This window comes from Fortiea contorta PCC 7126, assembly GCF_000332295.1.
GTDB lineage: Bacteria > Cyanobacteriota > Cyanobacteriia > Cyanobacteriales > Nostocaceae > Fortiea > Fortiea contorta.
The window spans coordinates 650009-662398 of sequence record NZ_KB235930.1; the positions used below are offsets into that span (position 1 = coordinate 650009).

At 40.0% G+C, this 12390-nt stretch carries 11 protein-coding genes; 8 read left to right on the forward strand and 3 right to left on the reverse strand.

What is annotated here, in order from left to right:
• Window positions 1-89 precede the first annotated feature (89 nt).
• Both MIC7126_RS0103105 and MIC7126_RS0103110 read left to right on the forward strand, forming a co-directional pair.
• Window positions 90-2387, forward strand: a complete 2298-nt coding sequence (locus MIC7126_RS0103105) for a WD40 repeat domain-containing protein (RefSeq protein WP_017651655.1) — start codon at window positions 90-92, stop codon at window positions 2385-2387.
• 190 nt (window positions 2388-2577) lie between these two features.
• On the forward strand, window positions 2578-3555 hold the full coding sequence (locus MIC7126_RS0103110; RefSeq protein WP_085987010.1) for a 1-acyl-sn-glycerol-3-phosphate acyltransferase: 978 nt from the start codon (window positions 2578-2580) through the stop codon (window positions 3553-3555).
• A gap of 134 nt (window positions 3556-3689) precedes the next feature.
• Here MIC7126_RS0103110 and rppA read toward each other — a convergent pair whose 3' ends face one another.
• Complete coding sequence (gene rppA / locus MIC7126_RS0103115) at window positions 3690-4388, reverse strand: two-component system response regulator RppA (RefSeq protein ID WP_017651657.1); 699 nt, start codon at window positions 4386-4388, stop codon at window positions 3690-3692.
• A gap of 70 nt (window positions 4389-4458) precedes the next feature.
• Here rppA and hisG point away from each other — a divergent pair, with 70 nt between their 5' ends.
• The 5 genes from hisG to MIC7126_RS0103140 all read left to right on the forward strand — a co-directional run bounded on the left by hisG (window position 4459) and on the right by MIC7126_RS0103140 (window position 9364).
• Window positions 4459-5103 (forward strand): ATP phosphoribosyltransferase, encoded by a 645-nt coding sequence (gene hisG, locus MIC7126_RS0103120; RefSeq protein WP_017651658.1) that lies wholly within the window; start codon window positions 4459-4461, stop codon window positions 5101-5103.
• 42 nt (window positions 5104-5145) lie between these two features.
• On the forward strand, window positions 5146-5499 hold the full coding sequence (locus MIC7126_RS0103125) for a phenylpyruvate tautomerase MIF-related protein (RefSeq protein WP_017651659.1): 354 nt from the start codon (window positions 5146-5148) through the stop codon (window positions 5497-5499).
• A gap of 166 nt (window positions 5500-5665) precedes the next feature.
• On the forward strand, window positions 5666-5809 hold the full coding sequence (locus tag MIC7126_RS31130) for a hypothetical protein (RefSeq protein ID WP_154655819.1): 144 nt from the start codon (window positions 5666-5668) through the stop codon (window positions 5807-5809).
• Between the two features lie 221 nt (window positions 5810-6030).
• A complete protein-coding gene (locus tag MIC7126_RS0103135) occupies window positions 6031-6312 on the forward strand; it encodes a PAS domain-containing protein (protein WP_081602991.1) in 282 nt (93 codons plus the stop codon).
• A gap of 325 nt (window positions 6313-6637) precedes the next feature.
• Window positions 6638-9364, forward strand: a complete 2727-nt coding sequence (locus MIC7126_RS0103140) for a hypothetical protein (RefSeq protein ID WP_238553596.1) — start codon at window positions 6638-6640, stop codon at window positions 9362-9364.
• 108 nt (window positions 9365-9472) lie between these two features.
• On the opposite strand, the gene MIC7126_RS0103145 is transcribed toward MIC7126_RS0103140, so the two are convergent.
• Window positions 9473-9943, reverse strand: coding sequence for a hypothetical protein (locus tag MIC7126_RS0103145; RefSeq protein WP_017651663.1), 471 nt, complete (start codon window positions 9941-9943; stop codon window positions 9473-9475).
• A 715-nt stretch (window positions 9944-10658) separates the two neighbouring features.
• On the opposite strand from MIC7126_RS0103145, the gene rlmN reads away from it, so the two are divergent.
• Window positions 10659-11738: a dual-specificity RNA methyltransferase RlmN gene (rlmN, locus tag MIC7126_RS0103150; RefSeq protein ID WP_017651664.1), complete on the forward strand. Its 1080-nt coding sequence runs from the start codon at window positions 10659-10661 to the stop codon at window positions 11736-11738.
• 89 nt (window positions 11739-11827) lie between these two features.
• On the opposite strand, the gene MIC7126_RS31795 is transcribed toward rlmN, so the two are convergent.
• Entirely contained in the window at window positions 11828-12007 is a 180-nt protein-coding gene (locus MIC7126_RS31795) for a replication restart DNA helicase PriA (RefSeq protein WP_081602992.1), read from the reverse strand.
• Window positions 12008-12390: the final 383 nt, after the last annotated feature.

Below are 12390 nucleotides of genomic sequence, written 5' to 3' on the forward strand. Positions count from 1 at the left end.
AGTGTCTGTTATTGTTTGGATAAATACCAGCTATGATCTAAACAATATTCCGGCACTGTTAATGTTATTGATTTAACAGGATTCTCCTTATGGAGCCAGGATTAAGATTACTTGTCCAACTGGTGATTGAGTTTGCACCCCTGATTGTCTCTCTGATTCAGAAAACTAAGGAAACTGTTGTCAATACTCAAGAATTCGTACCAATTACTAATGGCGCAATTCCTAAAAATAGCTATTTGGCAGAATTTGAACGAGAAAAAATTTGGCGACAAGAATTAGCAGTTTACCAGCGAGAGACAATTTTAGAAAAAGCCAAGCAAGAACGAGAAACGTCTCAAAAGCTGCCGGAATTTGACAAAATTTTTGCTAATTGGCCCTTGCGCTTATCGCCTACACAATTATTAGAACCTCGTCACAGTCATAGCCACAAACCACTGAAAATTTTTCTAGCGCCTCCCCAAATTAAATTTGATAATTTTGCGAAGGATGAAGGGGAAATTATCGAAATTGAGCTAATTTTAGCTGAAGGTTTACGCAGCTTTCTCAATCAGCATTACTCTTTGCATTCTGCTGTCAGGGCGACAGAATTTTTAGCGGGTGCGTGGGATAGTAAACGGTTTCATAGTGAATCTAGTATCAAAGCATTATTTGGGATGTTGAAAACAGAACCAATTTTGATATTGGAGTCAGAACATGATGGCGATTATCTCAATTTTCGCGTCGCTTACTGGGGATTGGGACAGGATAATTATTACTATAAAACTATTTCGCGGTTGCCTTATAAACAACTTTTAGAGGAGTCAGCTATCAGTCGCGCTCTGGAGTGGAAGCAGGTAAGAAATCAACTGCTGGAATTCGGAGAAGAATTAGCCGTAATTAATAATGTTGGTGGCGATAATGTCAGAAATTTGGAAATTTGGGAGAAGACTGAAAAATGGCGAAGTCAGGGTATTGATATTAGTAAATTGTCTGGTAAATACCAATTTAATTATCAGGATATCGAAAATCTTTGCCAGGTTTTAATTGCTTGTCACTGTATGGTTGCTAGCTGGATGGTGGATGTCTATCATTTGATGCATCATGAAGTATCTCCCATACTGCCGGAATTATTGCCGAGTTTGTGCAAAAATAAGATTGATTTACAATCAGTGCGATCGCTCGCTCTGAGTTATCAGCAACTCTATCAGGAAAAATCTGACTCTCTTCCACAGATAGCTGTACAATTAGCTCAAAGTTTAGCTGATTTAAACGATCGCACTTGGGCTAAAACACAGATTGATTATTCGATCAACACATGGCTGCAACTGCGTCAAGTCTCACCATCAGCAGCCCTTAACCCCCTAAAAGCGATGCAATCAGTGATTAAGGCAGGAGATGAAGTATACATCCAACGCCTCAAAGCTTATTTTACCGCCATTAGTGACACTCAAAGTCTTCTCGAAGTTGAGCAACTTTTACAAGCGATCGCTCTTTTACCTAACCAAAGTGCTCCAGAATATGCTACCATAGCCAATACGATCAAGGGGAACACCGCAGAAATTACCTCCCTCGCCCTGACTCCAGATGGGGAAACTATCGTCAGCGGGTGTGCAGACAAAACCATTAAACTTTGGAGTCTCCACAGCGGGAAACTCATCCGCACTCTCACAGGAAACTCAGGCCCAGTATCCTCAGTTGCTGTCAGTTCCCAAGGAAACTTCCTCGCGGTGGGTAGTTGCGAACACCCCCAAAGTAACGTCAAAGTCTGGAACTACAAAACTGGTAAATTACTCCACACTCTCTTAGGGCATCAAAAACCAGTAAACTTAGTCGTAATTAGTCCCGATGGAGAGATTCTCGCTAGCGGGAGTAATAAAATCAAGATTTGGGATTTGCAAAAAAGCGATCGCATTTGCACCCTTTGGCATTCATCGGCAGTCTATACTGCAGCTATCAGTCCTGACGGTACAATTTTAGTGAGTGGTGGTGCGGATACCAAAATTAGGTTATGGAATCCCCGCACTGGCGAACCATTGCAAACACTCGTCGCTCATAAGGATCAAGTTAAATCTCTCGCCATTACTACAGACGGGACAACTCTCCTCAGTGGCAGTGCTGACAAAACCATCAAAATTTGGCATCTAAGCACAGGCAAATTATTGCACACATTCACCGCCCACGCAAGAGAAGTAACAACCTTAGCCGTGAGTGCAGATGGTAGAACCCTATTCAGCGGTAGCGCTGACAGCACCATCAAAATCTGGCGTCTCCCCACAGGTGAACTACTCCAAACCCTGACAGCACACAGCGGTGGGGTAAACTCCCTCGCTTTAAGCACAGATGGACAGTGGCTGGTGAGTGGTAGCTGTGATCAGAGTATCAAAATTTGGCGCGTGAATAACTTGTAATTGCGTGCTCAAATTCTGGACTATATAAAGTGCGAAAACACCCATAACTATTCCCTCTGCAGTGGGATGTGCAACACCAAGATAGACGACTAAAATTGTATCCATCTCAGGTACACGCTGCGTCGCTTGCACAGCTATTGTGATTCATAAAATTGCTCACAGATTCCTCAGCCATCAATCACAGGATGAGTTGACCACAAACTATGAGTTTGACTGGTTTGACTGGTTCTGTCTTTATTATCCTCCCGGCTGGCTGATTATTTTTAATCGCCACTGGCAACATTATCATACTGATCCGGAAGGTTGGAACTGGTTAGAATATGGATTATTTCTTGTTCCTGGGGGATTCTATCTCGCCTTATTGATGCGCTGGTTGCGTCTTGGTTGTCGTCCTCCCCAAGCACAACACCAAGAATTCTCACCCCAATATCAACAAGCTTTCCATCGAGAAATTCTCGCTCCCATAGTCAAACACTATTTTCGAGGAGAATTACAACAAACAGAAAACTTACCACAAACCGGCCCCATGATTGTAGCGATGAATCATGCAGGGATGTGCTTTCCCTGGGACTTTGTAGCCTTGGGTTATCTGTTGAGTCAAACACGCAGTTGGGTAGTGCAACCCCTAGCTGAGGTATCATTGTTTGAACATCCGTGGATGATTTGGTGGCTTCCACCGGGATGGTCGCAAGTATTAGGTGGAGTGCGTGCAGAGTGGAGTGATTTTGCCGCCGCCACCAAAGCAGGTAAAATAATTCTCTACGCACCAGAAGGCTTACGCGGGCCTTTGAAAGGCTGGCGCCGACGCTATCAATTACAAAAATTTGATGTTAGTTTTGTAAAACTAAGCGATCGCTATCAAATTCCCATTCTACCAGTTTCCTGTATTGGTAGTGAATCCTTGCATCCCTGGACAATCAACCTCCAAGGATTGCAAAAATTCTTCAAATTACCGTTTCTGCCCCTTTCCCCCCTCATGATACTCTTAATTTTATTTCCCTCCATGGGCGTCTGGGGAATGAAAACCCGACTGCGTTATTTCATTCAACCTCTGCAACCAGCAACAACAACAGCAAATAATAGACGCACACTCATCTATCATCAAGCGCAGCAACTGCGAGAAAAACTGCAACAGCAAATTACACAACTGCTGCTTCATCGCCATTAATAATACCATCACATCAAAATCAAACTCCGCGCTCCTTTGCGTTTACCTCCGCGCTCCTCTGTCTTGAAAAGTTTGCTCAACGGGGGGAACCCCCGCACGCAACTTTTCGCTGCGTTTAAAAAAAGCACCAAAAACTAAACCGACTCCACAAACCCCGCACCAAAACGATAACCCTTACCATACACAGTGTGAATCAACATCCCTTCCTTCCCCACCTCAATTTTCCGCCGCAACAGCCGAATTAAAGCCGCAATCACATTACTACTCGGTTGCTCATCATCCGTCCACAAATGATGCATAATTTGAGCATGAGTTAGCAGTTGTCCCGTGTGCTCCATAAAATATTGCAACAACTGACTTTCTTTGTGGGATAATTCAATTACCCGTCCTTGACGATAAGCTATTTGGTTGTCGCTATCCAGTTCCAAATCAGCAACAGTCAACCGCTTGGCAGCAGCACTGTAAGACTCTGCACCCGAACGCCGCAACAAAGCCCGGACTCTGGCTAACAATTCCCGTAACTCAAAAGGTTTCACTAAATAATCATCCGCACCGGCATCTAAACCTTGGACGCGATCGTCTAAAGTATCCTTAGCAGTGAGAAACAGCACCGGCGTAGTTTTACCTTGGCGACGCAATTCTTGACAAATTTCTAACCCTGTGGTTCCAGGTAGCATCCAATCTAAAATCAACAAATCATAACTGCCTGATTGTGCTAGACTGCTACCGCTAGTTCCTTCATAAGCCACATCTACGATATAACCTTCACGGGTAAGCACGCGAATTAAAGGATCAGCTAATTCAACCTCGTCATCAACTAATAAAATTCTCATACTGCTTGTAGTCAGCCATATCGAGATATTCTCAATATTAATGAACCGCCTAGGATATCAAAAAAAGAGAATGTTGACTGTTGCATTGCCAAAAGGGGAACTACTCAAAAATAGCATCCGGTTGCTGCAATCTGTAGGACTAGATTTTAGTGCTTTTTTAGAAGCAGGAAATCGCCAACTGCAAATCACCGATGCTAGCGGACAAGCCAAAGGACTGCTGGTACGCGGACAGGATGTACCTGTTTATGTAGAATATGGTCAGGCGCAACTGGGTATTATTGGTTATGATTTATTGCGGGAGAAAAAACCGCAGGTTGCTCAGTTGGTTGATTTACAGTTTGGTGGTTGTCGCTTGTCAGTCGCAGTCAAAACAGCCAGTGTCTACAAATCACCCCTAGACTTACCACCCAATAGTCGTGTGGCTTCCAAATATGTTAACTGTGCGCGAGAATATTTCCAAAGTCTGGATTTACAGGTAGAAATTGTGCCGTTATCTGGTTCAGTGGAACTAGGGCCAATTACAGGAATGTCAGAAGCCATCGTTGATTTGGTTTCCACTGGGCGGACACTACGAGAAAATGGTCTGGTTGAAATTGAGGTTTTATATGAAAGTACAGCCAGATTGATTGCTCATCCCCTGAGTTACCGTCTCAATAGCGATAATTTGCATCAATTAGTGGAAAGTATGCGATCGCAACTCCTATCTTCAGTTTAACTGCGATCGCTACCTACCCTGACAAAAACTCAACTGATTATTATGCCATTAATCAAAGTCCAAACTTCTGTAGCTGCGCCAGAAGCGGCTGAAATTGAGCTAATGCTGAAAAGTCTATCAGCTAAATTAGCAAAACATACAGGAAAGCCAGAATCTTATGTTATGACTGCTTTTGAAGCCGGAATTGCTATGACATTCGCCGGTAGTACAGAACCAGTTTGTTACATAGAAATTAAGAGTGTTGGCGCCATGAAACCTGAGCAAACTGAAGCGATGAGTCAGGATTTTTGTCAGCAAATTCACCACTATCTCAGCGTTCCTCAAAATCGCATTTACATAGAATTTACGGATGCTAAAGGGGCGATGTGGGGTTGGAATAGCACAACTTTTGCTTAATTTCTCCCTGATACAAGTTTTCTGATGAGTATTCTCATTAGCTAGATGTTTCGCTTACAACAGAAATGAAGCGCTGCGAAATTCAAAATTTTGCGGCGCTGATTAAAGTTGAATTTTATCGGGGTGAAACATTTTTAATGAAGCGAAATATCTCACAGCAGCTTCAGTGCAAATTTCATATATCCAAAAACCACAAACCAAGAAAACTAGTAAGAATATATTTGTAGTTTTATTGATTGCGATCGCATTTTTGAGTGTAGCGATCGCTTGCTGGACTAGCTTACAAGAAAAGGGAACTCTTAACTCTTAACTCTTAACATTCTGTTCCCGTTCCTTGTTCCACAAATAACTTTAGTTCTGGGTTTAAAGCCCAGTAAAAAAAAGACGTTTTTCGAGTCCGCGAAGCGCGTTCGCGTAGCGTCTCGCAGAGAAGAAAAACAGCGTCCTTGTTTCAATCCCACCCTTTTTAAAGGTGGGTTTCTCTGTTGCCTGTTCCCCGTTCCCTGTTCCCTCTGAACACAAGTTGCCGCTATTGATGCCGCTCGCAAACATGCTGAAAATCTTTTTATCACCGCCCTTGACACTGTTGTTGATAAAATTTTAGTTGTGGATGAAACCGGGATAATTAATCAAGCCAATCCAGCGGCTGAGTTACTATTTGGCATCAATACAGATCATCTTTTAGGATACAGTCTCAACAAATTTTTACCCAGTTTATCCCCAAATCCTAACTCTTGGGAAAACTGCAGTGAGCAAATCTTAGAAACCAGTCAAAACTCTCGCATTCTCGAAGCGACAATTTCCCAACACTAACTCACCGCTCGCGTAATCCAGAATGAGTGTGATGAAATAAATAATAATATCCAAACAAACGATACAATAGGCACAACTAATTCTGCCTTTAGTCCAATATAATTAACTCGTTAACTGAGTTACTATGTTCAGCAAATTCACTGCTATATATGGCTCTATAGTACTTGTTACGCTAAATCAACATTAGAGACTTTTATTTACCTTGCTATGATCCGGATCATGGTCAGGCGATTAGCATAAAATTTGACATCTCAAAACTTTTCAAACACCCTTTTACCCTGTGCTCTATCAATTAACTTGTTTCTTGCGAAACATTAATCTATCGTTGTTCGTCTTTTTATTAACAAATATATTAATACTCGATAGGGTAAATGTAAAAAATCCAATATATACAAATGTAAATTCTTCTAGCAAATTTATATTTGATTTCAAAGTAAATGCAAAAAATTCTTCTAAAGAAAATTCATTTATTAATCAGTTAAATATTGTACAAAATTCAAATCCAGATCAAGCTTTTCCTAGCATTAATATACCAAAATTACCTAATAATATATTACGATCAGATTCTAATTACGTAAATCATAATAATTTAGATAGACAAAATCAAACTCCGGGTTTCAACAGTAAAAATATAGAGTTTTTTATACTTAATTCTTTGGTTAATAGTTATAATAAATATCCCTGGATAGTTTATCCTAGCGATGAATTAAAATTCTCCTCTTTCTTTAACCTAATTAAAAATACAACTTATACTGATTTTTCTTTTAAAATCGCAGCAGATGAACCAATAATTAATCACATTATTTTTGCTCATTTTCCTAAGCAAAATCAATTCTATTGGTCACTACCTGGTAATCGAATTGTTATGGAAACTCAAGGGTGGCAAGGTGGAATTTTTGACCAAGGGCAATCAACAGAAATTGATAGCAGACAATTGATTATATTAACTCAAAAACTTTGGGGGATGCAAGCGGCTTCGTTTGTTCCCCAATCTTTTAAACAACTCACAGGAGAAATTAATACCAACCAATTCGCCGTCCAATCCGTTGCGGCGGAGGTGATAAATCCACCGAGTTTTCCCACACCTAGGGTTACTATCAATAATGGAAATAGCAATTCTACAATTACGAGCATTCCCCGAACTTCAAATTTTGGTACTGCTTCAACCTACAATCCTAAAGGTGGTGGATCTTTATTTGAATTTTTAGATGCAGACAACGCTCCTCTAATTTTACAAACCTTTCCCACCAGTAATTTACAACCACTCTTAGAGGCTGGAAGTCTTACTATAGGAACAATAATTTCTCCAGAAACTTTAGCAAAAATAGGTTTTTATTGGGGTAATCCTTTTACGGGTGAAAAAACTCGATTCCAACCTCAAATTACTTCTATACCAGGGCTAAAAATTGGTCAGGGAGGGAAATTTGATAATTGGTCACTGCTCAATATTTTGATCAATCCTTTTCTGAGTAGAGAACAACGAGATTTATATTACTTGAATTCCTTATATTGGGTTCCTTTGGGTCAAAGAATAACTAATATCAGATTGAAGGATAAACAAGAAAACTATCACTGGCAGAGATTTTACTTGAGCCGTCCTCACAATCGCGTTTTATTACAATACGATCCTGAAAAAGTTCAGGCAACTTACACTAATGTTTTTAGTAATCCTGGTGTTTCCCTTTCTTTATCAGTTAATCAAGGAAAAATAGATGACTTACAAACTGCTAACACTACACTATCAATGCTCATGGGAGGAGTTTTCGAGTTAATTCATCCTCCGCAGTTAGAACAAAGTTTACAAGAAGCTAAAAAGCGATTTTCTCAACAAGAAAATTTTGCTGATTTAAACTTAAAAGCAACACCAGATCAGATAGGACAAATTAACCAATTACTAAACAGAACACTCTTATTAGGTAATCGCAATAGTAATTTAGAACAAGTATCGGGAACATTGACCTTTCCGAGTAAAATTACACCCAATAGCTCCAATATCTTACAAATACGTACTGGAAATTATCGGCGAGCAGTTCTGTTTGTAGATGGAAATAGTACTTGGACGGTAGGTCAAACTTTTATTTCTCAAGCAGATATTTCCAATACAAGTTTCGGTCCTTTGACATTTATTGGTGTACCTATTCCCTTAGAACAAACATCTATTCGTCACAGTAACCGCGCATCAGCAGCACAAGTAATTTTAACTAATTCTAATGGCCAGCAGTTTGGGCAGAACTGGAGTTCAGCAGAAATGACAGAAGTCCCAATAAATCTTCGTTCATTTGCTTTCGCTTTTGACCATATTGAATTAAGTCAAGTTTACCAAGTTATTACTAAATCGCAGACCTTTAATGGATATCTATTTTTACCCGCACTAGAATTTTTATGGGCAGGTTCTTCAGGTGAGTGGAATTACAACGTTAATTCAGGTATCTGGTTTAACTTGAATTCAGACTCCGTATTTAATGTTGCAAATAATAGTTTGGGATTATCTGAGCCAACGCTGGGTATTTACGCTAATGGCGCATTAAGTTATATCAAGACTCATGCGGAATTTGATGCAAAAGGAAAAACCCAAGCAATTATTAACCACATTCCGACTTTACGCTTTTATTGGAATAGTGCAGCGAATTCTCAAAATCCTGCTTACCTCAATTTGAGCTACTTGTTTTCTCGTCAAGATCAGAATCTAAATTATTCTTTAGCTCCAGCAGTTATATTTATTGATAATCAAGAGCATTTGTCGTTAGCAGGATTTTTACAAGCTAAGTTGTCACTACGTACAGGTTTAGAGTTGAGTAATTCTATAGAAATAGGTAATAAATTTTTCTACACATTAGCAGCAACTCAACAGATAAACCCAAATTGGTCTATTGGGGCTTACCTGCAAAATTTCCGAGAAATTAATCAAGGTATAAAAAATAGAAATGATGATTTTTCCTATGGGTTAATAATCAAACATGGTTCTTCTGATAGTAGAAATTTTCGGGAATTTCACTTTGGAATGAGTGGAGATCAATTTGAGATTCGTTTGGAAGGAAGTTGGCGATTTTAAAAAGGCACACCTGAGTGTGCCTTGGTGAATGATTTGACTAATTTTTGCAGATGCTTCTGTTTAACAGGATTACGTTAAAATGCAGAAAACTTTTACTTGAGAATTGTGTCAGAATAGACCACGAGTAGTAGACCTGAGAATTGCTGTATATTGATCTAGTGACAGGTTGCCGTTAACTAGTCTATCACCTACTGCTATTCCAACAGGATTTGCCGCTGCTGCTGGGAGTGGTAATGTTGGACCACCAAAAAGTATTATGCTTGGGACTGACACATGAGTTACAGGATCAATATATGCAGAACCTTGAACTGCATAAGTACCGTTGCCGTCAATTCCTGCTAAATAAGTCCCTGCTGGAGAAACTTTTTCAGCCGCAATAGAACTCACATAAGTACTAGGAGTAATGTATGTTATTACACCCGAAAATCCTCCTTGTTGTACTGTAAGCGTAGGTATTGCTGGCACTGTTGCGGTTTGGGCTAATGCTGGAGTTAATTTAAAAGTTGCAAAGCTAATAAAAGCCGTGAGACAAAAACTAACTCTCAAAAAAACACCAGCATAATGGGAAAGTAAGTTCATCTGAATAAACTAGATTTCAAGATGTTTGCTTAACTCTTAATATATAAGATAGCTTTGCGATATAGTATCTTTTTGTGGCAATAAAAGTACAATTAAAAAGACATAAATCCAGGTGTAAAAAAGACTAAAGAATTTGCAACATTTATCTGTAAGTGATTAGACAATAAAAATATTATTACTCAAACCGATACACACAATAATGCTCAACCGATCATCGAAGCGATCGCATACACTAAATACAATAATGCTTTTGCTCAATGTAGATGTATAAAATAACCTGTTTGTGTTGTTTGGATTTTATCAAACAGAATACATGCGTCAGGAGCCAGAATTCAGTATGAATTCTGGCTCCTGACTCCTGAATAAACGGGCCTAAAACCCCCTCCAAATCGTAGATTTGGAGGTCTTCAATCAGTCGGGGATTCAGACCCGCGACTGATTGATTCTGACGGATGTATTCTGACTTCTGGATTCTCTTCAACTAAGTTAACTGGCTTTATTTTAGATATTTGAATTTCGTTTCCGATTTCTATTACCAATTAAGATGCGTTTGCCCTCGCATAAGCACGGCGGTAAAATTAAGTGTATTTCTGAACCAGGAGGGGGAACAGAGTTTCAGATAGAAATTCCCATTCAGCAAAATGTTAACCCCCCAACCCCAACATGAAGTTAAAAGCTATAGGATAGAGATTCAGCATCAACCGATAAATTTCCTATGTCTGCTACACCCCTAACTCCCCAGCTTGACTCACCCCATTCCACAAAATTAGAATTTGTCCCCCCCTTACTAGGTGGTTCACTGGCCGAGTTAACTGCTTGGGTACAGCAACAGGGACAACCAGCTTACAGAGGTAAGCAGCTCCATGATTGGATATATCACAAAGGAGTGCGATCTCTTGCGGATATTTCCGCTTTTCCGAAAAACTGGCGCACAGCATTAGCCACAGTCCCCATCGGGCGTTCCACTCTCCATTATCGCTCTGTCGCGGCTGATGGTACAGTGAAGTATCTGCTGCAGCTTGCAGACGGACAAATTATCGAAACTGTTGGTATCCCCAGTGACAAACGCTTGACAGTTTGCGTTTCTAGTCAAGTGGGTTGTGCTATGGCTTGTGATTTCTGCGCCACTGGGAAAGGTGGCTATAAACGTCACCTCGATGTTCATGAAATAATTGATCAAGTGTTGACTGTACAAACAGATTTTCAACAACGAGTCAGCCATGTGGTATATATGGGTATGGGTGAACCGTTGTTAAATACTGAAAATGTATTAACTTCGTTGAAATCTCTCAATCAAGATGTCGGTATAGGAGCGCGATCGCTCACAGTCTCCACAGTAGGCATACCCTCGCGCATTCGTCAACTCGCCCAACACCATTTACAAATTACCCTCGCTGTCAGTCTCCATGCTTCTAATCAAGCTTTGCGAGAGCAACTCATCCCCAGCGCTCGTACCTACCCCCTAGAAGATTTACTCGCAGAATGTCGAGAATACGTAGAAGTCACTGGACGAAGATTAAGTTTTGAATATATTTTGCTCGCCGGCGTTAACGATTTACCAAAACATGCATTAGAACTAGCGCAACATCTGCGGGGTTTTCAAAACCATGTGAATTTGATTCCCTACAACCCCATCCCCGAAGTAGATTATAAACGCCCAAATAGCGATCGCATTCAAGCCTTCGTCAACGTCCTCAAGCAACAACAAATAGCTGTCAGCGTCCGCTACTCCCGTGGTTTAGAAGCTGACGCTGCTTGTGGACAACTGCGAACCAGTAAAACCCTTCCGGTTTAATTAAACGTCAGATCCAAAAACCAATGTAGAGACGTTGCATGACAACGCCTCTACCAAAAAAATTATGGTATTAATTAATTGGCTCAGAATTACCTGTGAGCATGAATCCCCGGTGCATAAGCCTCAATCACTTTACCAGTGCGAGTGCAACTAATCATTAAGTAGTCGCAGCTAGGACATTGTGTCCGCGTTATTTGACTATCAGAAATATAATAACGCTCCGCTTCTCTGCCACAATTTGGACAACAAATCCTTTGTACTATCTGCATCTTATAGCCCCTTGATGTTAATTATTTTGATTACCAACAACCACAAATTCAGTCAGCGCCTCTCACCAAACTTGATCAAAAGCAATAATATTTGCTCAATACTGCCTACAAAAAACTAATTAATTAAGCTCAAGAAAAATCGATATTTGATACCTATAATTATTATCCTATATATTTATACTCAATAACCATCCTACTTGGGATATATAAATTATTTTTTAACAAATCTATTGTTTAGAAATTTACTGATCCCTGCAAATAGCGCCTTGAGATAACCTTGTTTATTGTAATCTCGACGAAAAAAGCTGTATTGATATTAAAAAAAATTAAGGACAAGAAATACTGTATAGCTAGTCACAAAATATTCAGTTTAAGATTTAATT

Excerpts from the sequence above, each read along its gene's own strand:
- MIC7126_RS0103105 (WP_017651655.1), top strand. The coding sequence starts at position 90 with ATGGAGCCAGGATTAAGATTACTTGTCCAACTGGTGATTGAGTTTGCA.
- MIC7126_RS0103145 (WP_017651663.1), bottom strand. The coding sequence starts at position 9,943 with ATGAACTTACTTTCCCATTATGCTGGTGTTTTTTTGAGAGTTAGTTTT.
- MIC7126_RS31795 (WP_081602992.1), bottom strand. The coding sequence starts at position 12,007 with ATGCAGATAGTACAAAGGATTTGTTGTCCAAATTGTGGCAGAGAAGCG.
- hisG (WP_017651658.1), top strand. The coding sequence starts at position 4,459 with ATGTTGACTGTTGCATTGCCAAAAGGGGAACTACTCAAAAATAGCATC.
- MIC7126_RS0103125 (WP_017651659.1), top strand. The coding sequence starts at position 5,146 with ATGCCATTAATCAAAGTCCAAACTTCTGTAGCTGCGCCAGAAGCGGCT.
- rppA (WP_017651657.1), bottom strand. The coding sequence starts at position 4,388 with ATGAGAATTTTATTAGTTGATGACGAGGTTGAATTAGCTGATCCTTTA.
- rlmN (WP_017651664.1), top strand. The coding sequence starts at position 10,659 with ATGTCTGCTACACCCCTAACTCCCCAGCTTGACTCACCCCATTCCACA.